Source organism: Gordonia rubripertincta, assembly GCF_038024875.1.
GTDB classification, from domain to species: Bacteria; Actinomycetota; Actinomycetes; order Mycobacteriales; family Mycobacteriaceae; genus Gordonia; species Gordonia rubripertincta.
Genome location: NZ_CP136136.1, coordinates 1,734,529 through 1,755,021 on the forward strand (window position 1 = coordinate 1,734,529; position 20,493 = coordinate 1,755,021).

General features: G+C 67.4%; 19 protein-coding genes and 1 pseudogene. 8 read left to right on the top strand and 12 right to left on the bottom strand.

Features of this window, described 5'->3' with window-relative positions; all coding sequences use genetic code 11:
- Positions 1-46 precede the first annotated feature (46 nt).
- On the bottom strand, positions 47-409 hold the full coding sequence (gene trxA, locus RVF83_RS07775) for a thioredoxin (protein ID WP_005199050.1): 363 nt from the start codon (positions 407-409) through the stop codon (positions 47-49).
- 71 nt (positions 410-480) lie between these two features.
- On the opposite strand from trxA, the gene RVF83_RS07780 reads away from it, so the two are divergent.
- The gene (locus tag RVF83_RS07780; protein ID WP_005199049.1) at positions 481-1,365 is read left to right on the top strand and encodes a LysR family transcriptional regulator; all 885 of its coding nucleotides are present in this window, start codon (positions 481-483) and stop codon (positions 1,363-1,365) included.
- A 63-nt stretch (positions 1,366-1,428) separates the two neighbouring features.
- Here RVF83_RS07780 and RVF83_RS07785 read toward each other — a convergent pair whose 3' ends face one another.
- From RVF83_RS07785 to RVF83_RS07815, 7 genes are all read right to left on the bottom strand, one after another.
- Entirely contained in the window at positions 1,429-2,580 is a 1,152-nt protein-coding gene (locus RVF83_RS07785) for an acyl-CoA dehydrogenase family protein (protein WP_006358975.1), read from the bottom strand.
- Between the two features lie 33 nt (positions 2,581-2,613).
- Entirely contained in the window at positions 2,614-3,279 is a 666-nt protein-coding gene (locus RVF83_RS07790; protein ID WP_005194471.1) for a TetR/AcrR family transcriptional regulator, read from the bottom strand.
- A gap of 214 nt (positions 3,280-3,493) precedes the next feature.
- Positions 3,494-3,814, bottom strand: a complete 321-nt coding sequence (locus RVF83_RS07795) for a putative quinol monooxygenase (RefSeq protein WP_005194472.1) — start codon at positions 3,812-3,814, stop codon at positions 3,494-3,496.
- Positions 3,815-3,904: 90 nt separating this feature from the next.
- Positions 3,905-4,924 (bottom strand): LLM class flavin-dependent oxidoreductase, encoded by a 1,020-nt coding sequence (locus RVF83_RS07800; protein WP_005194474.1) that lies wholly within the window; start codon positions 4,922-4,924, stop codon positions 3,905-3,907.
- Positions 4,925-4,984: 60 nt separating this feature from the next.
- On the bottom strand, positions 4,985-5,596 hold the full coding sequence (locus tag RVF83_RS07805) for a TetR/AcrR family transcriptional regulator (protein ID WP_005194476.1): 612 nt from the start codon (positions 5,594-5,596) through the stop codon (positions 4,985-4,987).
- Positions 5,597-5,767: 171 nt separating this feature from the next.
- Complete coding sequence (leuA, locus tag RVF83_RS07810; RefSeq protein ID WP_005194478.1) at positions 5,768-7,618, bottom strand: 2-isopropylmalate synthase; 1,851 nt, start codon at positions 7,616-7,618, stop codon at positions 5,768-5,770.
- Between the two features lie 207 nt (positions 7,619-7,825).
- Entirely contained in the window at positions 7,826-8,260 is a 435-nt protein-coding gene (locus RVF83_RS07815; protein WP_005194479.1) for a winged helix-turn-helix transcriptional regulator, read from the bottom strand.
- Between the two features lie 74 nt (positions 8,261-8,334).
- Here RVF83_RS07815 and RVF83_RS07820 point away from each other — a divergent pair, with 74 nt between their 5' ends.
- Positions 8,335-8,742 carry a RidA family protein gene (locus RVF83_RS07820; RefSeq protein ID WP_005194481.1) on the top strand — a complete coding sequence of 136 codons (408 nt, stop codon included), beginning with the start codon at positions 8,335-8,337 and terminating at the stop codon, positions 8,740-8,742.
- A 190-nt stretch (positions 8,743-8,932) separates the two neighbouring features.
- Positions 8,933-10,365: pseudogene (locus RVF83_RS07825) on the top strand (MFS transporter).
- A 79-nt stretch (positions 10,366-10,444) separates the two neighbouring features.
- On the opposite strand, the gene RVF83_RS07830 reads toward RVF83_RS07825, so the two are convergent.
- Positions 10,445-11,023, bottom strand: a complete 579-nt coding sequence (locus RVF83_RS07830; RefSeq protein WP_005194485.1) for a nitroreductase family protein — start codon at positions 11,021-11,023, stop codon at positions 10,445-10,447.
- Positions 11,011-12,591, bottom strand: a complete 1,581-nt coding sequence (locus tag RVF83_RS07835; protein ID WP_005194487.1) for an MFS transporter — start codon at positions 12,589-12,591, stop codon at positions 11,011-11,013. The genes RVF83_RS07830 and RVF83_RS07835 overlap by 13 nt, the downstream gene beginning before the upstream one ends.
- Positions 12,592-12,726: 135 nt before the next feature.
- Here RVF83_RS07835 and RVF83_RS07840 point away from each other — a divergent pair, with 135 nt between their 5' ends.
- Entirely contained in the window at positions 12,727-13,401 is a 675-nt protein-coding gene (locus tag RVF83_RS07840; RefSeq protein ID WP_005194489.1) for a TetR/AcrR family transcriptional regulator, read from the top strand.
- Between the two features lie 39 nt (positions 13,402-13,440).
- On the opposite strand, the gene RVF83_RS07845 is transcribed toward RVF83_RS07840, so the two are convergent.
- A complete protein-coding gene (locus RVF83_RS07845) occupies positions 13,441-14,766 on the bottom strand; it encodes a hypothetical protein (protein ID WP_005194491.1) in 1,326 nt (441 codons plus the stop codon).
- Positions 14,767-14,935: 169 nt separating this feature from the next.
- Here RVF83_RS07845 and RVF83_RS07850 point away from each other — a divergent pair, with 169 nt between their 5' ends.
- Both RVF83_RS07850 and RVF83_RS07855 read left to right on the top strand, forming a co-directional pair.
- A complete protein-coding gene (locus RVF83_RS07850; protein ID WP_005194493.1) occupies positions 14,936-16,201 on the top strand; it encodes an aspartate kinase in 1,266 nt (421 codons plus the stop codon).
- Between the two features lie 2 nt (positions 16,202-16,203).
- Positions 16,204-17,229, top strand: coding sequence for an aspartate-semialdehyde dehydrogenase (locus tag RVF83_RS07855; RefSeq protein ID WP_005194495.1), 1,026 nt, complete (start codon positions 16,204-16,206; stop codon positions 17,227-17,229).
- A gap of 444 nt (positions 17,230-17,673) precedes the next feature.
- Here the strand turns inward: RVF83_RS07855 and RVF83_RS07860 are convergent, their stop codons facing one another.
- Positions 17,674-18,399: a FadR/GntR family transcriptional regulator gene (locus tag RVF83_RS07860; RefSeq protein WP_005194498.1), complete on the bottom strand. Its 726-nt coding sequence runs from the start codon at positions 18,397-18,399 to the stop codon at positions 17,674-17,676.
- Positions 18,400-18,524: 125 nt separating this feature from the next.
- On the opposite strand from RVF83_RS07860, the gene RVF83_RS07865 reads away from it, so the two are divergent.
- On the top strand, positions 18,525-19,028 hold the full coding sequence (locus RVF83_RS07865; RefSeq protein WP_005194500.1) for a gluconokinase: 504 nt from the start codon (positions 18,525-18,527) through the stop codon (positions 19,026-19,028).
- 2 nt (positions 19,029-19,030) lie between these two features.
- Positions 19,031-20,425: a GntP family permease gene (locus RVF83_RS07870; RefSeq protein ID WP_005194501.1), complete on the top strand. Its 1,395-nt coding sequence runs from the start codon at positions 19,031-19,033 to the stop codon at positions 20,423-20,425.
- Positions 20,426-20,493: the final 68 nt, after the last annotated feature.

Consider the following 20,493-nt stretch of genomic DNA (forward strand, 5'->3'; position numbering starts at 1 on the left):
TTGTTCAGATTTACTGAACAATCCTCCCCGTGTGCGCGTCAGCGGGTCACTGCTGTGCGGCGGCGACCTTCGCCCGGACGTCGTCCATGTCGAGAGCCTCGACCGCGCCGATGAGCTCTTCGAGCTGTGCGGCGGGGAGCGCTCCGGGCTGGTTGAACACGAGGATGCCGTCACGAAAGGCCATCAGCGTCGGAATCGACTGGATACCAAGGCTTCCGGCGAGCTGCTGCTCTGCCTCGGTGTCGATCTTGCCGAAGAAGATGTCGGAGTGGGCCTCGGAGGCCTTCTCGAACACGGGGCCGAACATGCGGCACGGGCCGCACCAGCTCGCCCAGAAGTCGAGCAGCACGATGCCATCGGCCTCGATGGTGGGTTGGAAGGTTTCCAGGGTCACGTCTTGTGTTGCCATGCTCCCCACAACCGTTTCGGGGGCGGAGACATTCCGCAGGTGGTCCGGTCGCGTGTCGGTACCTTTGGCGCATGGAGGTCCGTCGGCTGCGGTTGTTGCGTGAGTTCGCCGATCGTGAGTCGATCGGAGCGGTCGCCGACGCGATGCACATGACGCCGTCGGCGGTGTCCCAGCAACTGAAGGTTCTCGCCGACGAGGCCGGCGTGCCCCTGTTCGAACCGGACGGTCGGCGCATCCGGCTGACCGAGGCGGGCCGGGCGCTGGTGCTGCGCGCCGACGAGGTGGTCGCCGCGGTCGAACGGGCCCAGGAGGAGATGGCGTCGTATCGATCGGGCCGGGCCCGTGTGCGGCTCGCCATGTTCCCGTCGGGTTCGACGCTCTTGCTGCCGACCGTCCTCGACCGCGCCGCCGAATCCGGGATCGAGGTGCACGCCTTTCACCTCGACGTCGGATATTCGGATGCGGCACCTGCTCTCGCCGACTTCGACGTCGTCGTGACGCACCGCGACGAGCGGACGCCCTCGGTCAATCAGTCGCGCGTGCGGGTCGCCGAGCTGATGCGCGAGCCGGTCGACGTGATCGTCCCCGTCGACAGTCCGCTCGCCGAGGCCGACGAGGTGGCGGTTTCGGAACTCGCCGAACACGATTGGATCAGCGTCGAAGGCGGGTTTCCGGTCGACGATGTGCTGCAGTCGATCTCGGCGGTGACGGGGGTCGCGCCCAGGGTCACCCAACGCATGCTGGATTTCACCACGATCGAGGCGCTCGTCGCCGGTGGTCACGGGATCGCGCTGATGCCGCGGTTCGCGGTCCGTCACCCGCGGGTGAAGCGTTTGGAACTCAAGGGAGTTAGGGCGGCACGAGTGTACGAGGCATTGGCGCGGCCGCGGTCCCGGTCAGCGGTCCAGCAGGTCGTGGAACACCTGACGGCCGCGGGCGCCGAACACCGGCAGTGAACGAGCGGCCGATGGGCCACGCATTGAGCGTGACCCACCGGCCGTTGTGGTTCGACTCCGGGATCAGACGCCCAGGCTCTTGCCGACGATGTCCTTCATGATCTCGGTGGTGCCACCGAAGATCGTCTGGATGCGGGCATCGGTGTAGGCGCGGGCCACGCGGTACTCGTTCATGTAGCCGTAGCCGCCGTGGAGCTGCAGGCAGCTGTCGATGACACGCTTGGCGAGCTCGGTGCACCACCACTTGTTCTTGGAGGCGTCGATGGCGTCGAGTTCACCGTCGAGCACCCCCTGGAGGCAGCGATCGATGTAGACCTCGGCGATATCCAGCTCGGTGGCCATCTCGGCAAGCGTGAAGCGGTTCGCCTGGAAGGTGCCGATGGGACGACCGAATGCCTTGCGGTCCTTGGTGTACTGCAGGGTCTCCTCGAAGATCGCGCGTGCACCGGCGATCGCGCCGATGCCGATCGACAGACGCTCGGACGGCAGGTTCTGCATCAGGTGGTAGAAGCCCATGCCCTCCTGGCCGAGCAGGTTCTCGACCGGGACGCGCACGTTGTTGAAGTGCAGCTCGGCGGTGTCCTGCGCCTTCAGTCCCATCTTGTCGAGCTTGCGGCCGCGCTCGAAGCCCTCCATGCCGCGCTCGACGACCAGCAGCGAGAACGCCTTGTGGCCGGCCGCGGGGTCCGGGTTGGTGCGGCACACGACCACGACGAGGTCGGAGTTGATGCCCGACGAGATGAAGGTCTTGTTGCCGTTGAGGACGTAGTGATCACCCTCCAGCTTCGCCGAGGTCTTGATCCCGGCGAGGTCCGAACCGGCGCCCGGCTCGGTCATCGCGACGGCGAGGATCGTCTCACCGGTGGCAATGCCCGGCATCCAGCGCTTCTTCTGCTCGTCGTTGGCCAGGTGGACGAAGTACGGTGCGACGACGTCGTTCTGGAGGCTGAGGCCGGGAGCCGCGCCGTCGAACTTGGCGAACTCCTCGACGACGACCGCGTTGAAGCGGAAGTCGTCCATCGCGCCGCCGCCGCCGTACTCCTCCGGGATGTTGAAGCCCAGGAGACCGGCGTCGCCGGCCTTCTTGAAGATCTCACGGTCGACCTGACCGGCCTTGGTCCATTCCTCGTTGTACGGACCGCACTCGCGGATCAGGAAGTTGCGCGCGGTTTCCCGCAGGGCCTCGTGCTCGTCTTCGAAGATCTTGCGCTTCATGGATTTCCCTTTCGTGGACCGTAATTCGTTGTGTCAGTTGTTGTTCGCGCCCTGCGCACCCACGACCCGCAGTGCGATCTCGGCGTAGGACGCCGCGACCTCTGCGGGTGTGCGAGCACCGGACGGGCGGTACCAGGTGGTGACCGCCTGGCAGGCGCCGAAGAGATAGCGCAGGACGTCTTTTGCGTCCTGGTCGAATCGGAACTCGCCCGAGTCCAGGCCTGCCTGGATGACGTCGGCGAGCATGTTCTCGGTCTCGGTCCGCATCGCGATGTAGGGCTCGCGGCGCGGGTCCTCCGGGTCGAGATGGCGGAACTCGCTTGCGACACTGGCCAGCTCGAGATCGCTGGTCATGTGCAGAACGATGGACTCGATCGCGTTCGACAGCTTCTCGCTCGGCGTGCGCCCTTCCTCGATCGCTGCTCCGACCCAGGCGAGGACCGACGTCATCGCGGCTTCGAGCAACTCCACGAGGATGCCGAGCTTGTTGTCGTGGTGGTAATAGAGGGTCGGCAGGGACACCCCGGCGCGCGACGCGATGTCGCGGATCGAGGTTCCGTGGAACCCGCGCTCATAGAACGCGCGCTTCGCCGCGACCAGGGTCGTCGGCAGCGGTACCGGCTCGCGCCGTCGCCAGTCCAATCCCTCGGTGTCGACCGTGAACCGTTTTCCGGCAGCGGCTTTCGCTGAGTCAGACACGTTCGATGATCGTGGCTTCGGGCATGGGGGCTTCCTCCGTGTGGTGTCGCGAACCGGTGTGGGACCCAGCATGGCGCCCATCACTTTATCTAACGATCGTTATACAGTTTTTAGCACGCATCTGTCCGGCGAATCAACAGGTGCGGTGGGATTCGAATAGGACAATGCCCCCGTCCCGTCGAGAACGGGGCGAGGGCGTCGTCGGTTCAGCAGGTCAGATCGCGCCCTTGTCGGCGTCACCGGCGGGAACGGGGGAGAACGTCTTCACGTCCAGCGGGCCGGCCAGCAGCGGCCCGATCTTCTTGCCGAGTTCGGTCAGCGCCGGTGCGCCACCATGGGTGGCCAGCGCGTCGAAGGACTCCCAGCGCTCGATCATGACCAGGTCGGTCGAGTCGCCGGTGGCCTCGTGCAGGGCGTACTTGCCGCAGCCGGGCTCGCCGTGCACCTGGGGGATCGCGGCCAGCACCGCGTCGCGGACGGCCTGCTCCTCGCCGGGCTTCGGCGAGATGGTGGCGACGACGATCACTTCGGACATGGGCGAGTACTCCTCGGGGTGGGGATGGGGATCGCTCGTGACGTTATGGGAGTGCGGTCGTTCGCGTGGCGAAATCGCCGATGGTCGAACTCAGCGCCAGCCGAGTTCGGGTGCCACGTGGGTGAGGATCGACTCGATGACGTGCGTGTTGTAGTCGACGCCGAGCTGGTTGGGCACGGTCAGCAGGAGGGTGTCGGCCGCAGCGATCGCCTCGTCCTCGCGCAGCTGCTCGATGAGCTTGTCCGGCTCGTCGGCGTAACTGCGGCCGAACCGAGCCACGCTGTTGTCGATGACGCCCACCTGATCGGACTCGTCGCCACCGCGGCCGAAGTAGGCGCGGTCCCGGTCGTCGACGATCGCGAAGATGCTGCGGCTCACCGAGACCCGCGGCTCGTGCGGGTGGCCGGCATCGGCCCAGGCCTTTCGGAATCGCTGGATCTGTTCGGCCTGCAGCTGGTGGAACGGCACGCCGGTGTCCTCGGTCAGCAGGGTCGACGACATCAGGTTCATGCCCTGCTGCGCAGTCCATTCGGCGGTCGCACGGGTGCCGGCGCCCCACCAGATGCGGTCGCGAAGACCGGGCGACTGCGGCTCGATCGGCAACAGGCCGAGCGGGTTCGGGAACATGGGTCGCGGGTTGGGTCGGGCGAAGCCGCCGCCCTCGATGACGCGGAGGAACACCTCGGTGTGCTGACGGGCCATGTCCGCGTCGGTGGAACCTTCCGGCGGGACGTAGCCGAAGTACTTGTAGCCCTCGATGACCTGCTCGGGCGATCCACGGCTGATGCCGAGCTGCAGGCGCCCGCCGGCGATGAGGTCGGCCGCCCCGGCGTCCTCGGCCATGTACAGCGGGTTCTCGTAGCGCATGTCGATGACGCCGGTGCCGATCTCGATGCGGCTGGTCTTGGCGCCGACCGCCGACAGGAGCGGGAACGGCGACGCCAGCTGTCGCGCGAAGTGGTGAACCCGGAAGTACGCGCCGTCGGTGCCCAGTTCCTCGGCGGCCACGGCGAGGTCGATCGACTGCAGCAGCGTGTCGGCGGCCGTCCGGACCTGCGATCCGGGCGACTCCGACCAGTGACCGAACGACAGGAAACCGATCTTCTTCATGATCGGTAAATGAAACCACGGTCCGTTTTGTTCCCGGGTGCCCGGGTGCGGCGCGGCAGGTCAGTCGCGGGCGTCCACCGGCGTCTGGGTTCGACCGTCCGTCGTCACGATCTGGCCGTCGCGATGCCTTCGGCCCGCATCCGCGAGGGACGTGATGAACTGCTCGGCCGCCCACCGGAGGGCCTCACGGTCCTCGGGGAGAGTGGTCTGTTCGTATCCGGTGAGAACGAAGTTGGCCCAGCTCGAGTACCGATGAGCGGCGACCCGGTCGTCGAGTAGTTCCATGGCGAGGTCGAAGACGACATCGTAGCGTGCGCGGTCGGCTGCCTCCTGCACCTCGCGGACGTCCGGATCCATCGCCGCCCACGTGCGGATCGCGGCCTCCGCGTCGTGGGGGAGGGACACCGCGAACTCGATGAGCTCGATCATCCGGCGCAGCGGATCAGGCACGGACTGAACCGCCGCGACCTCAACCTGGGTGCGCGAGTCCAGCCAGTGGTCGATCAACTGGGTGGTGTAGTCCGACCAGTTCTTGAAGAAGTGATAGAACGAGCCGGTGGTGACCCCGAGTCGGTTGCACACCTCGGACAGCTTCAAGGCGCTGTAGCCCGAATCAGCGAGGACGGCGAGGCCGGTCTCCAGATACAACTCCCGGGTTGTCGTGTCTCCCATGCGGCCACCGTATCCAAGAACACGGCGGGAGGGATGCCGTCGCTGTGCCGTGTTCGTGGTGCGGCGGCACGAAGATGCGCAATGGGCCGGGACCCGGACGAGGATCACCCGTCGACGCGGTCCCGGCCCATCAACCGGATACGTATTCGATTGTTCGCTACCCGAGGGCCGTTACGGGGCCCAGGTCCGCGGGGCGGTCTCGGCCTCGGCGGGCGGGGTCGAAGTGACGCGGTAGGCGCGGTTCACCGCGGAGACCACGGCTCGGAGGCTGGCGGTGGTGATCGACGACGCCACGCCGACACCCCAGACGGTTTCGCCGTTGACCTCGGTCTCGACGTACGCCGCAGCGCTGGCGTCGCCGCCGGCGGTCAGGGCGTGCTCGCTGTAGTCCAGGACCCGGACCTCGTAGCCGACGGTGCCCAGGGCGTCGACGAAGGCGGCCAGCGGACCGTTGCCCGATCCGGTGATCTCGCGCTCGTTGCCCTCGATCTTCACCACCGCGGTGATGTGGTCCTCGCCGCCGTCGACCTCGGCTGCGTCGACCTTCTGGCGGATGCGTTCCAGCGGCCAGACCGGGTGCAGGTAGTTCTGGGCGAAGACGTCCCACATCTCCTTGGGATTGACCTCGCCGCCCTCGCCGTCGGTGATCTTCTGGATCTCGCGGCTGAACTCGATCTGCAGACGACGCGGCAGGTTCATGCCGTGGTCGGCCTTCATGATGTAGGCGACGCCACCCTTGCCGGACTGGCTGTTCACGCGGATGACCGCTTCGTAGCTGCGGCCGACGTCCTTGGGGTCGATCGGCAGATACGGGACCGCCCAGATGATGTCGTCGACGTCGGAATCGGCGTCGTCGGCGTCGTACTTCATCTGGTCGAGGCCCTTGTTGATGGCGTCCTGGTGGCTGCCGGAGAAGGCGGTGAAGACCAGATCGCCGCCGTACGGATGGCGCTCGGGGACGTTCAGCTGGTTGCAGTACTCGACGGTGCGACGGATCTCGTCGATGTCGGAGAAGCTGATCTGCGGGTCGACGCCGCGGCTGAACATGTTCATGCCCAGGGTCACCAGGCACACGTTGCCGGTGCGCTCACCGTTGCCGAACAGGCAGCCCTCGATGCGGTCGGCACCGGCCTGGAAGCCCAGTTCGGCTGCGGCGACACCGGTTCCGCGGTCGTTGTGGGGGTGCAGGCTCAGGATGATCGAGTCGCGGCGCGCCAGGTTGCGGTGCATCCACTCGATCGAGTCGGCGTATACGTTCGGCGTGGCCATCTCGACGGTGGCGGGCAGGTTGACGATCATCGGCTTCTCGGGAGTGGGCGCGATGATCTCGGTGACCGCGTCGACGACCTCCTTGGCGAAGCTCAGCTCGGTGCCCGTGTAGGACTCCGGCGAGTACTCGTAGCGCCAGTTGGTGTCGGGGTAGTTCTTCTCCACCTCGAGCACCTTGTGGGCGGCGTCGGTGGCGATCTTGATGATGGCCGGCTTGTCGGCACGGAAGACCACGCGGCGCTGCAGAACCGAGGTCGAGTTGTAGAAGTGGACGATGACGTTCGCGGCACCGCGGCAGGCCTCGAAGGTGCGCTCGATCAGTTCCTCGCGGCACTGCGTCAGTACCTGGATGGTGACGTCGTCGGGGATCGCGTTGTCCTCGATGATCTCGCGGACGAAGTCGTAGTCGGTCTGGCTCGCCGAGGGGAAGCCGACCTCGATCTCCTTGTAGCCCATGCGAACCAGCAGGTCGAACATGCGACGCTTGCGCGCCGGGCTCATCGGGTCGATCAGGGCCTGGTTGCCGTCACGCAGGTCGACCGCACACCACAGCGGGGCCTTGGTGATGACTTTGTCGGGCCAGGTGCGGTCCGGCAGCGAGATGGTCTCGACCTCGTCGGCGAACTGACGGTAACGGTGAACCGGCATTGCGGAATTGCGCTGCGGATTCCATACGGGCTGGTCGGCCGGAATCGGTCCGCTCGGCTCGACGATTCGGCTGGCGCCGGAAGTGAAGGTATCTGCTGGTGCCATGAGTGGTCATTCTCCGTGTCTGGAAGGAAAGTGACCGGCGCGTGATTGGGCCCCGCGACGGAGGGCCGGTCGTGTCAGACCCCGCCGCGGCAACCGAGAAGGAGTGCACGCTGCATGCGCTTGACTGTACTCCTCGGTGCTATCGGGACCAAAGGTGCAGGTGACAGCGTATTACTGCGGTTTCATCGAATGGAAGGTGGGGCACTGTCAGCGGTCCACGCCGAGGCCGAGGACCTCGTCGTCGAACCTCTGGCGCGCGGCGTCGATGGCCGGCAGGTGCGTGGCGGCCCACCCCAGGAGCCCGTCGATCGGTTCGCGAACCGTCTTGCCCAACGGTGTGATCCGGTACTCGACCGAGACCGGTCGGGTGCTGAGCGTGCGTCGCTCGACGATGCCGTTGCGTTCGAGGCGACGCAGCGTACTGGTGAGCGACTTCTGTGACACCGCCGGGATGGCGCGGCGCAGTTCGTTGAACCGAGACGGCGCCTCGCACAGTTCGTTCAGCACGCTCAGGGACCACTTGTCCAGGACCTGTCCCAGCAATTCCCGGGACGCGGCGTCGATGCTCAGTTCGTGGTCGGCCCTCGACGGAGTCGATGTGGGTGCGGTCGACGGTGAGGCGGGTGTAGGGGTTTCGGGCATGAGACCTGGTTTCGTTGAAGTAACTGACAGGAACCAAGTATACAAGCGATACCTACATAGACCAGGAGGAACTCATGTCCGTCACGCTCTCCAGCCCCGAAGGCATGCTGCCCGACGCCCCGTACCACCACGTCGCCGTGGGAGTCGGCGCCCGGCACGTGTACGTCGCCGGGCAGGTCGCACACACCGGTGACGGCTCGCCGATCCCGGCCGATCTCACCGGGCAGGTCGCCCAGGCGCTGCGGAACGTCGCCCGCGGATTGCGAGGCGCGGGCGCCGATTTCGGCGACGTCGTACGTCTGACCGTGTACGTGACCGACTGGGAGCCGGTGAAGATCGGCGACTTCATGGCCGGGATCGAAGCCGTGGCCGACGAAGTGGGGCTGCCCGTGCCCATGCCGCCGGCCACGCTGATCGGAGTGCAGGTGCTGTACGAGCCGGAGGTGCTGGTCGAGATCGAGGCGACGGCCGTCGTGGACTGACCCCCACCGCACCCCCCTCTTCGGGGGGTGCCGCGCGGGGGCGGCCACGGCGAATCTATGACATGCATCTCACCTGGGTTGCGGAGTGATCGAACTCATTCCCGGCAAGGAGGGTGTACGGGCTTCGTGCCCGGTCTTCGACAGAGCCGCTCAACCACGACGCGGCCGCCTGCACAGAAGGACGACGCCAGTGACCACGATCCCCGCCGATCCGCCTCGCGCTGACTTACCGCCGGATCCCCAGACTGCGCCGGACGCGAAGCCCACCAGCCTTCGACGCGTCGCGGCCGCCAGCTCGATCGGCACGACCATCGAGTTCTACGACTTCTTCATCTACGGAACCGCGGCCGCGCTGGTCTTCCCGACGGTGTTCTTCCCGGCAGCCGACGAGGTGACCGGCACGATCGCATCCTTCGCGACGTTTGCCGTGGCGTTCTTCGCACGTCCGGTCGGCGCCATGCTGTTCGGGCACTTCGGTGACCGGATCGGCCGCAAGCGGACGCTCGTCTGGACGCTGCTGATCATGGGCATCGCCACCGTGGCGATCGGACTCCTCCCGGGGTACGAGACCGGTGTCTTCGGCATCGCCGAATCGGGGATCGGGATCGCGGCGCCCATAGCGCTTGTCGTACTGCGATTCCTTCAGGGCTTCGCGGTGGGCGGCGAGTGGGCCGGCGCGACGCTGCTCACGGCCGAATACGCACCCCCCGGCAAACGTGGTCTGTACGCCATGTTCCCGCAGCTGGGACCGGCGTTCGCGTTCTTCCTGTCGAGCCTGACCTTCCTCATCGCCTCGCTCACCCTCGGAGAGACCAGCTCGGCCTTCCTCGACTACGGCTGGCGCATTCCCTTCATCTTGTCGTTCGCTCTCGTCGCCGTCGGCCTCTGGGGTGCGGCTCGCCGTCGCGGAGACCCCCGTCTTCCAGGAAGCCCAGCGTCGCAAGGCACTCGAGGCCGAGAAGTCGGATGGTCCTGCCCTGCCCTTCATGGACGCCTTCCGCTACCAGTGGAAGGAGATCCTCATCGCCGGCGGTGCGCTGGCGAGCCTGTTCTCGCTCTTCTACATGGGCACGGCCTTCTTGACGAACTACGGCACCAAGAGCCTCGACCTGTCCCGCACCTTCGTCCTCAGTGCGGGCATGGTCGCCGCGATCGTCTTCGGTCTGTCCACCGCGGCGTCGGCGATGTGGTCCGATCGGGTCGGTCGACGCCGGGTCATCCTGACCTCGTGCATCATCGCCATCCCGTGGGCGCTGGTCCTGTTCCCGATTCTCGAGATCGGCGGAGGCTTCGCCTTCGTCGTCGGACTGATCGGCACCTTGCTGATCTTCGGCATCGCCTACGGCCCGGCGGGTGCACTGCTCCCCGAGCTGTTCGAGGCGCGCTACCGCTACACCGGTGCCGGCATGGGCTACAACCTCGCCGGTATCTTCGGCGGCGCCATCCCGCCGCTGATCGCCGCCCCGCTGATCGCCGGACCCGGTGCGATCTGGGGTGGGTGTCCTGCTCGCCGGCCTGTCCGCGATCAGCGTGGTCTGCACGATCCTGATCGTGGAGACCAAGGACAAAGCCATGCGGGCCCAGGTCGAGCGGACCGAACCGGAGCCCGAACTGGTCGGCTGAAGTTCCTGAGGCCGAATCGGATACACGGCCGCAGTACGACGACGTCCCCGTCGCGATCATCGATCGCGGCGGGGACGTCTCACGTCTCGGGTGTGGTGAACGCGGGTCGTCCCCAGTGTCCGGCGAAGGCGACCTCGTCGAGCGGGAGACGGGTCCGCGGACGTTCGTCACGCTCGCGGATGTCCTCGGGCAACGACGCGGTGTCCTCGGCGAGCGCGCCGATCCCCAGCAGGACGAGGGGGCGCTTGTCGGTCGGGATGTCGAACGCCGCGGTTGCCGCGGCGGCGTCGAAGCCGGCCATCGGGTGGCCGTTGAAGCCGAGCGCCTCGGCCTGCAGGATCATCTGCGACACCGCGAGACCCACGTCGACCGCTGCGTAGGTGTGTTCCTTCGGGTCGTCGGGTCGGTCGGTGGTGCACACCAGGACGAGCGCGGCCGCCCTCGGCGCCCAGCCGGCGTTCCCCCGGGTCAGGACGCCGGTGAGGGTCTCGAAGGTCGCGTCACCGCGCCGGCCGACGAGAAACCGGACCGGCTGCATTCGTCCCCAGGTCGGTGCCCACCGTCCGGCGTCGACGATGGTCGTGAGGTCGGCGACGGAGATGGTGGCGGCGGGGTCGTAACCCCGCGCGCTCCACCGTCCTTCGATCAGTTCATGCACTTGGTCGAGGGTAGCGGCGCGACCGCCTCGGCTTCGTCGCTGCCGGTCCGGGCGTCGTCGGCAGTCCAGGGCTTCAGCGGCTTGCGCATCGCGAAGAACACCCCGATGCCGAGAACGGTCATCGAGATCCCGATCGCCAGCGACGCCGCGTGCATGCCGTCGACGTAGGACTGGCGGGCCGCGGCCGCGAGCCCGTCTCCCTGCGTGCCCATCTCGAGGGCGCGATGCAGCGTCTCACCAAGTGTGTCGCCGAACGACCAGCCGTCGCGATGTCCGCGGAACACCAGCGTGGCGAGCGAACCGAACAGGGCGAGTCCGAGCGCGTTGCCCAGCTCGAAGCTCGTCTCCGAGATGCCCGATGCCGAGCCCGACCGCTCCGGCGGGACCGCGCCGACGACGACGACCGACACCAGGCTGAACTGTATGCCGTAACCGATACCGGCGATGAACGTGAAGACGAGGTAGACCCAGATGGGCGACGAGGTGGTGAGCGCGAGCAAGCCGAAGTTGCCGACCGCGGCGAGCACGATCGAGCCGAGGAATGCCGCTCGGATGCCGACCATCGTCGCGATCCGGGAGGCGCCGATCGAGAACACCGCCACCGCGATGGCCATCGGGAGTCCGGCCACCGCCGCGGCGAGGACGTCGTGACCCATCACCGACTGCAGGTAGACGCCGGTCAGGTAGGACATGCCGCCCAGGGCCATCATGCCGACGAGGGCCACGGAGATCGCGCCGACGTAGTGGGCGTTCCGGAAGAGCTTGAGGTCGAGGAGCGGGGCCGCGGACTGACGTTGCTGCACCACGAATCCGGCGAGGAGCGCCAGACCCGCGAGTCCGATCACGATGATGCCCGCGTCGGCGCCGTCGCTCGCGAGGGTCTTGATCGCGTAGACGACAGGCAGGATGCCGGCCATCGACAGCACGACGCCGAGGACGTCGAACCGTGCGGTCGAGGGCGCCTTGTACTCGGGGATGAGTCGGGGACCGAGGATGAGGAGGGCGGCCAGCACCGGCACGTTGATGAGGAAGGCCGAGCCCCACCAGAAGTGGTGCAGCAGCACGCCGCCGATGACCGGGCCGACCGCGGCGCCGCCGGCGAAGGCGGCCGTCCACACGCCGATGGCCCGACCGCGCTCACGCTCGTCGGAGAACATGTTGGCGATCAGCGACAGGCTCGACGGCATCAGCGTCGCCCCGCCGACACCCATCAGGGCCCGCGCGGCGATCAGGATTCCGGCGGTCGGCGCGAAGGCGGCGAGGATCGACGCCCCGCCGAACACCGCGGCCCCGGCGAGCAGGATGCGGCGTCGTCCGATGCGATCGCCGAGGTTGCCCATCGTGATCAGCAGGCCGGCGATCAGGAAACCGTAGATGTCGAGGATCCACAGCTGCTGGGCCGCCGACGGTGCGAGGGCGTCGGTGATCGAGGGGATCGCGAGGTAGAGGACGGAGACGTCCATCGACACCAGGAACACCGGCAGCGTGAGCACCGCGAGCCCCAGCCAGGTTCGTCGGTCGGCATTGCCCGGAAGCTGCCGGTCAGACGTGCCGAGACGGGTTGACACGATGTGCTCCTCGATGGTTTCGCGGGTGGGGTTGCTCAGGTGTGTTGCGTACGGTGTACGCGAGAAAGCGTACGCCAGCTGAGTACGCTGTACGCAATCCTTTTATTCCCGGTCGTGAGCAGGAAGGACGAGCAGGTGACATCTGGCACGACCAAGTTGTCGCCGGCGGTCATCGTCGACGCCGCGATCCGGATCGCCGACGCGCGGGGACTCAACGGACTCTCGATGCGGCGGGTGGCCGACGAGCTCGGGGTCGGGGCGATGTCGCTGTACCGCCACGTCGCCGACAAAGAGGCGCTCCTGCTGGCGATGTCCGAAGAGGTCGCGCAGCGCTATCCCTACCCTTACGAGGACGCACCGCCGTGGCAGGAGCGGGTCCGGATAGCCGTCGACGTCGACTGGGAGCTGTACCAACGGCACCCGTGGGTGGTGCTGGCCTACTCCTCACCGCGCCTCAGTTACGGCGAGGCCTCGCTGGAATGCCTCGACTGGCTGTCCGCGGGTTTCCTCGAACTCGGCGTCGGCATCGAACGTGCCACCGACATGGCGCTGACCGTGTGGAGCTTCGTCCACGGTGTTGCGCTGATGGCGGTCGGCGACAAGCTGATCGACGATCAGGTCCGGGGCGAGTCCGAGGTGCCGTCGGTCCGGCTGTCCGATGTGATCGCCGGACGCTCCGACGCCGCGATGCCCGAACACCTCGCCCGTCTCGCCGGACGGCCCGACGCCGCACACCTGCTGGACCCCCGCGCCCGCCTCGACACCGGAATCGGTTATCTCTGCGCGGGTTTCGGGGCCGCAGCGCACTGAGTCGCCGGGCTACAGCGCGCTGAGGCGCCGCGGCCGCGGTCACATCGCGTGCGGGAACACCGTCAGCATGTGCGCGCCGAACCACGAACTGCCGACGACGATCGGCACGACGACGAGGCCGGCGATCGCCGGCCGCGCCCGGGCGAGGGCCATCGCGAGCGGGATGAGAAGGACGAAGGCGGGCAACAGGAGTCGCGGCCTGCTCATCATCAGGCCGCTCGACAGCACGATCTGGGCGACGAGGAGTGAACCGAACAACAGCACCGGCCACGGCAGCCGCGCCCAGACCGCCACCGCGAGCATCACCAGGGTGCTCAGGACGATCCACGAGGTCGCGGTCGGGGCGACCTCTGCAGAGTTGACCAACTGTTCGTTGACGAAGTTGAATGCGGCCACCCCCCAGTCGAACTCGGTGTCCCAGCCCTCGGTCTGGATGCGGAACCATCCCGTCGGAGAACCGGTGTGGGCCCACACCACGCCCAGGTAGGTGAGGTAACCCAGGGGGCTGAGGACGATCGCCGCGGCGGCACGCGCGCGGTCCGCACCGGTGACCTCGGTGGAGTTGCGGCCGGCCCACAGGAACACGATCGCGGCGAGGACCACCACGCCGATGATGACCGCGGCTGTCGGCCGGCAGAAGCCGCAGAGGCCGGCCATGACCCCGGCCAGCAGCCAGCGCTTCTCCAGGATGCCGACGAGCGCCCACGTCGCGAGGGCGCAGAACATCGCTTCGGTGTAGGCCATGTTGAGCACGATCGACATCGGGGTCGCGGCGAACAACACCACCAGGAACAGCCCGGTGGCACGTTCGGGGGCGGGGCCGATGGGGGAGCGTCGGGACATCAGCCGCGCGCAGGCCATGCCGAGGCGGGCCGCGCCGACCGCGGCGACGCATCCGAGGACGAGATTCAGGGTCAACGCCGCACCGAACGGTGACACGCCGGGCAGCTTCGCCAGGAACCCGACCAGGTACGGGTAGCCGGGGAAGAAGGCGAATGCGGTGTCGGAGGTGTGGATTCCGCGCGCGTCGGTCAGGCGGGCGGGCACTCCGTCGTATCCGTGGGTGGCGATCGCCAGCATCCACTGCCCGTCCCACACGGTGAGGGCCTCGCCGAGCGTGGTTTCGCGCAGGTCCGCGAACCGGGCGAGCGTGAGGATGCCGATCGCGCGGATGACCAGGTAGACGACGAGGGCGTCGATGCACCAGCGGTACCGGCGGACCCACTCGGCGAACGGCGGTAGCGCGTCGGCCGAGCGTCGAGCAGGTGTCGAACCGCCCGGTGAGATCGGCCTGCCGTCGACTCCGCCGGGGCCCGGATCGGGATCGGGACGGCCCGGATCGTCGACGTCGGTTGGGATGGCCACCCGTGGAATCCTAGGTCGTCGCGGCCGACCACAGGCGACATGCCGTGTGCGTCGGATCACGCCGACGTCGGTGACCAGGTCAGAGCGGCAACCTGCTGCCCGGTAAGGTTGTCCGAAGCAAGCTGTCGTCTATCGAACCGGCGCACGAGCCGGCGGGAGGTAACTCGACGTGGCCCTCGTGGTGCAGAAGTACGGCGGATCCTCGGTCGCAACGGCCGAACGCATCCGTCGCGTTGCCGAGCGCATCGTCGAGACGAAGAAGCAGGGCAACGACGTTGTCGTCGTCGTCTCGGCGATGGGCGACACCACCGACGAACTGCTCGACCTCGCCCAGCAGGTCAATCCGGCGCCCCCGGCGCGCGAGATGGACATGCTCCTGACCTCGGGTGAGCGCATCTCCAACGCACTGGTGGCGATGGCCATCAGTTCGCTTGGCGCACACGCTCAGTCGTTCACCGGCTCACAGGCCGGCGTCATCACGACGAGCTCTCACGGCAAGGCCAAGATCATCGACGTCACGCCGGGCCGCGTCCGTAGCGCGCTCGACGACGGCAAGATCGTGCTGGTCGCCGGATTCCAGGGTGTCTCGCAGGACACCAAGGACATCACCACCCTCGGTCGCGGTGGCTCCGACACCACCGCCGTCGCGCTGGCGGCGGCCCTCGAGGCCGACGTCTGCGAGATCTACACCGACGTCGACGGCGTGTACTCCGCCGATCCGCGCATCGTCTCCGACGCCAAGAAGCTCGACACCGTCTCCTTCGAGGAGATGCTCGAGCTCGCGGCCTGTGGCGCGAAGGTCCTGATGCTGCGGTGCGTGGAGTATGCCCGCCGGTACAACGTTCCCGTTCACGTGCGCTCGTCGTACTCGACCAAACCCGGCACCGTGGTGACCGGATCGATGGAGGACATTCCCGTGGAAGAAGCCATTCTCACCGGCGTCGCACACGATCGCAGCGAAGCCAAGATCACCGTCGTGGGTCTCGACGACAAGCCCGGCTACGCCGCCAAGGTGTTCCGTGCCGTCGCCGACGCCGAGATCAACATCGACATGGTGTTGCAGAACATCTCGAAGATCGACACCGGCAAGACCGACATCACCTTCACCCTGCCGCGCGAGCTCGGCCCGCTGGGCGTCGAGAAGCTCACCAAGCTGCAGGAGGAGATCGGCTTCACCGAACTGCTGTACGACGACCACATCGGCAAGGTCTCCCTCGTCGGTGCCGGCATGAAGTCGCACCCGGGCGTCACCGCCACCTTCTGCGAGGCCCTCAGCGAGGCCGGCGTGAACATCGAGCTGATCTCCACCTCGGAGATCCGCATCTCGGTGCTGTGCCGCGACACCGAACTCGACGACGCCGTGCGCGCTCTGCACGCCGCCTTCGACCTCGGTGGCGAAGAAGAAGCTGTTGTCTACGCAGGAACGGGTCGATAACCGTGGGTGCACGTATCGGAGTCGTCGGTGCGACCGGCCAGGTCGGCGCCGTCATGCGAACCCTGCTGGCGGAACGCAACTTCCCGGCCGACGAGGTGCGCTTCTTCGCGTCGCCGCGCTCGGCGGGCAAGAAGCTGCCGTGGGGCGACGGGGAGATCGTGGTGGAGGATGCGGCCACCGCAGACCCCGCCGGTCTCGACATCGCACTGTTCTCCGCGGGCGCCACGATGTCCCGTGAGCAGGCGCCGCGGTTCGCCGCCGCCGGTGTCACCGTGATCGACAACTCGTCGGCATGGCGCAAGGATCCCGATGTGCCGCTGGTGGTCTCGGAGGTCAACGGTGAGCTGGCGAAGAACCCGCCCAAGGGCATCATCGCCAACCCCAACTGCACCACCATGGCCGCCATGCCAGTGCTCAAGCCGCTGCACGACGAAGCGGGACTGCAGCGCCTGATCATCTCGAGCTACCAGGCGGTCTCCGGTAGCGGTCTGGCCGGTGTGGAGGAACTCGCCGGGCAGGTGCGGGCAGTCGCCGGCGATGCCGAGAAGCTGGTCCACGACGGTTCGGCCGTCGAGTTCCCGGCCCCCAACAAGTACGTCGCTCCCATCGCGTTCAATGTTGTGGCACTTGCCGGTTCGCTCGTCGACGACGGGACCGGGGAGACCGACGAGGATCAGAAGCTGCGCAACGAGTCGCGTAAGATCCTCGGTCTCCCCGAACTGCTCGTCAGCGGAACCTGCGTGCGCGTACCCGTGTTCACCGGCCACTCGCTGTCGATCAACGCGGAGTTCGCCGAGCCGCTGTCGGTGGCGCGTGCCCAGGAGATCCTCGGTGCCGCAACCGGAGTCGAGCTCACCGACGTGCCCACACCGCTCGCCGCGGCCGGCAAGGACAACTCGCTCGTGGGTCGTATTCGTCAGGACCCGGGTGTCCCGGACGGTCGCGGCCTGGCGCTGTTCGTCTCGGGTGACAACCTCCGAAAGGGTGCTGCTCTCAACACCATTCAGATCGCCGAGCTGCTGGTCTAGGCCTTCGTGGCTCGCTCCGCTCGCACCCCGGACAGCGGAGGGTGGCGGCGTCAACGCTCCCCGCGCCTCAGTGCGCGCGGCCGGCTGGCCGTCGTGGAGTTGGATAGACCTCGCCGGGTGTCCTAGGGGGGCCGGGTTTCCCGGTTGCACGCGCGATCGGTCCCCGGGATCGACGTGAAATGACGTCGCATGCGACCTCGCTCCGGCGCTGCGAGCTCGACCGAGGTCGCTCTCACGGACTGATGTCGCATGCGATGTCGATCCGGGTGTCGTGCACCGGGCCGTCGGGGTGACTGTCGCGTCCCGCTCTGTGGCTGCCGAGGGAAATGTGCCCTCCGACGGTGTTCACGGGGACGCGGTCGTCGCTGCTCGCACCTCGGGCAGCGAAGGGTCGTGCCGCGCTTCTTCCAGATCAGGCGGCGGGGGGACTCGCCTGCTGGCGCTTCAGGCAGCGGAGGGGTCCGGCGGCGGAGGTGAGACGGCTGCTGCCGCCTCGGTGATGATCTCTCGCATCGACGCCTCCGCGGCCTCCGGGTCGCGGAGGCGTATTGCTCTCGCCACGTCGTCATGCAGTGCGATGGCCGCCGGGTTCGGGGTCGGCGGCATCATCCCGTGATGGGTTCGGCCGGCGAGGACCTCGCCGACGACGTCGGCCAGCGACCGGAACATCTCGTTGCCGCTCGCCTCGAGCAGAGTGCGGTGGAAGACCTTGTCCGCCAACAGATATGACTGCAGGTCGCCGGTCCGGCCGTGAACCGACATGTCCGACACCGCGGCCGCGAGGATGCGGCAGTGGTGCTCGTTCGCACGTTCGGCCGCCAGTGCGGCCGCCACGGGCTCGAAGCCGCGTCGTAGCTCCGACAGGGTCGAGAGGAACTCCGCACGGTCCGCGCCGTCGAGACGCCATCGGATGAGTCGAGGGTCGAACACGCTCCACCTGGTCCGCGGTTGGATGGTGATGCCGACCCGGCGTCGGGACTCGACGAGTCCCATCGATTCGAGGACCTTGATCACCTCGCGCGCCACGGTCCGCGACACCCCGTGCTCCGTGCAGATGGCGTCGAGCGTCAGAACGCTGCCCGCCGGCTGCGCCCCCGAGACGATGCGTCGGCCGATGGCAGCAAGGGTCTCGTCGTGGCGATCCGCAGTCCCACCTGTGCTCTGACTCACGCTTTCATCTTCTCATTCGCGACGTCTGACGCAAATGTGCGTACTTAAAACTTGAGTGACTTGCATAAGTATGACTATTGAGGCATTCTCCGTGATCAGCAGCACAGCGATGTGGAGGAGTTGGCATGCGATCTCCGGTGGTCGTCATGGGGGTTTCCGGGTCGGGGAAGTCGACCGTGGGAGCCGCGGTGGCGCAGCGTCTACGCGTTCCGTTCGCCGACGCCGACGATTTCCATTCGGCGGAGAACATCGCCAAGATGTCGGCCGGGCAGCCGCTCGACGACGACGACCGGCGTCCGTGGCTGGAATCCATCGGGGCCTGGTTGGCCGAACACGGTGACGGCGGCGTGATGAGCTGCTCCGCGCTCAAGCACGAGTACCGCGACCGTCTCCGCGGGCACGAGCCCTCGGTGCTGTTCGCGCATCTCGCCGGATCGGTCGAGGTCATCGCCCGCCGGCAGGCGTCGCGGCCGGGGCATTTCATGCCGACGGCGCTGCTGAAATCCCAGTTCGAAACCCTCGAACCCCTGACATCCGATGAACGCGGCCTGACCGTCGACGTGGACCAGAGTGTGGACGCCATCGTCGACGAGCTGGTCGCGTCGCTCCCCGACGGCGAGGAGAACTGAGCATGTTGTCGACCACCACGATCCTCGCCGCGAGCGCGGATCTGCCCGAGCCGGTCGCGCCGGGCTGGCAGCTCGTCGTCGCGGCACTGGCCGGTATCGCGGTCATCGTCGTCGCCATCACTGTCGCGAAGGTTCATCCGTTCCTCGCGCTGGTCGGCGGCGGTGCCATGGTCGGCATCGTCGCGGGTGAGTCGATCCCGACGGTCTTGGAGTCCTTCACCACCGGATTCGGTTCCACCGCAGCCGGTGTGGGCATCCTTATCGCGCTCGGTGCGATGTTCGCGAAGTTGCTCGCCGACTCCGGGGGCGCCGACGAGATCGTGGACACGATCGTCGGCCATGCCTCCCCGCGGATGCTGCCGTGGGCGATGGCGCTCGTCGGGGCGATCATCGGTCTGCCGATGTTCTTCGAGATCGGCCTCGTCCTCCTGATGCCGGTCATCTACCTGGTCGCTCGCCGGTCGGGCCTGGGCCTGATCCCGATCGGAATCCCTGCGCTCGCCGGCCTCTCGGCCATGCACGGCTTCGTGCCCCCGCATCCGGGCCCGCTCGTGGCGATCGACGCCCTCGGCGCCGACCTCGGTCTCACGCTCGCACTCGGTGTGGGCGTGGCGATCCCGACGATCATCGTCTCGGGCCCGCTGTTTGCGACCGTCGCCGGTAAGTGGGTGCAGGTCGAGGCGCCGCACACCTTCGACGTCGACCCCGACGACGGTCCGACGACCAAGCGCCCGTCCTTCGGGATCACCATGTTCAGCGTCCTGCTGCCCGTCGTCCTGATGCTGGGGAAGGCGCTCGCCGAGATCTTCGTCGACGACGAGGACCAGCTCTTCCGTCGCGTTCTCGACATCCTCGGTACTCCTCTGATCGCGCTGCTGATCGCGGTTGTCGTCGCGATGTTCACCCTGGGCCGCGGATCGGGGATGGACCGCGAGACCATCTCGAAGTGCACCGGTGCGGCGTTGCCCGCCATCGCCGGCATCCTGCTGATCGTCTCCGCCGGTGGCGGTTTCAAGCAGGTCCTCGTCGACACGGGTATCGGCACGCTCCTGGCCGACTGGGCCACCGGTGCGAACGTCCCGGTTCTGGTCCTCGCCTGGGTGCTCGCCGCGCTGATCCGCCTGGCCACGGGCTCGGCGACCGTCGCGACCATCACCGCGTCGTCGCTGATGCTCGGACTCGTCGACGGACTGAGCTCGGGTGAGGTCTCGCTGGTCGTCCTCGCGATCGGTGCCGGCTCAGTCTTCCTGTCGCACGTCAACGACGCCGGCTTCTGGCTGGTCAAGGAGTACTTCGGCATGAGCGTCGGCCAGACATTCAAGACCTGGTCGATGATGGAGACCCTGCTGTCGGTGAGCGGCCTGGTCGTCGTGCTGGCGCTCGGCCTCGTGATCTGACCGGGCTGACCGCGCCGCGCTGTACAGCGCCCCTGGTTCTCGGTTGCGTTCCGGTAGCTTGACCACTC

Excerpts from the sequence above, each read along its gene's own strand:
- RVF83_RS07865 (WP_005194500.1), top strand. The coding sequence starts at position 18,525 with ATGCGATCTCCGGTGGTCGTCATGGGGGTTTCCGGGTCGGGGAAGTCG.
- RVF83_RS07820 (WP_005194481.1), top strand. The coding sequence starts at position 8,335 with ATGTCCGTCACGCTCTCCAGCCCCGAAGGCATGCTGCCCGACGCCCCG.
- RVF83_RS07800 (WP_005194474.1), bottom strand. The coding sequence starts at position 4,924 with ATGAAGAAGATCGGTTTCCTGTCGTTCGGTCACTGGTCGGAGTCGCCC.
- RVF83_RS07780 (WP_005199049.1), top strand. The coding sequence starts at position 481 with ATGGAGGTCCGTCGGCTGCGGTTGTTGCGTGAGTTCGCCGATCGTGAG.
- RVF83_RS07870 (WP_005194501.1), top strand. The coding sequence starts at position 19,031 with ATGTTGTCGACCACCACGATCCTCGCCGCGAGCGCGGATCTGCCCGAG.
- leuA (WP_005194478.1), bottom strand. The coding sequence starts at position 7,618 with ATGGCACCAGCAGATACCTTCACTTCCGGCGCCAGCCGAATCGTCGAG.
- RVF83_RS07805 (WP_005194476.1), bottom strand. The coding sequence starts at position 5,596 with ATGGGAGACACGACAACCCGGGAGTTGTATCTGGAGACCGGCCTCGCC.
- RVF83_RS07795 (WP_005194472.1), bottom strand. The coding sequence starts at position 3,814 with ATGTCCGAAGTGATCGTCGTCGCCACCATCTCGCCGAAGCCCGGCGAG.
- trxA (WP_005199050.1), bottom strand. The coding sequence starts at position 409 with ATGGCAACACAAGACGTGACCCTGGAAACCTTCCAACCCACCATCGAG.
- RVF83_RS07815 (WP_005194479.1), bottom strand. The coding sequence starts at position 8,260 with ATGCCCGAAACCCCTACACCCGCCTCACCGTCGACCGCACCCACATCG.
- RVF83_RS07785 (WP_006358975.1), bottom strand. The coding sequence starts at position 2,580 with ATGAAGCGCAAGATCTTCGAAGACGAGCACGAGGCCCTGCGGGAAACC.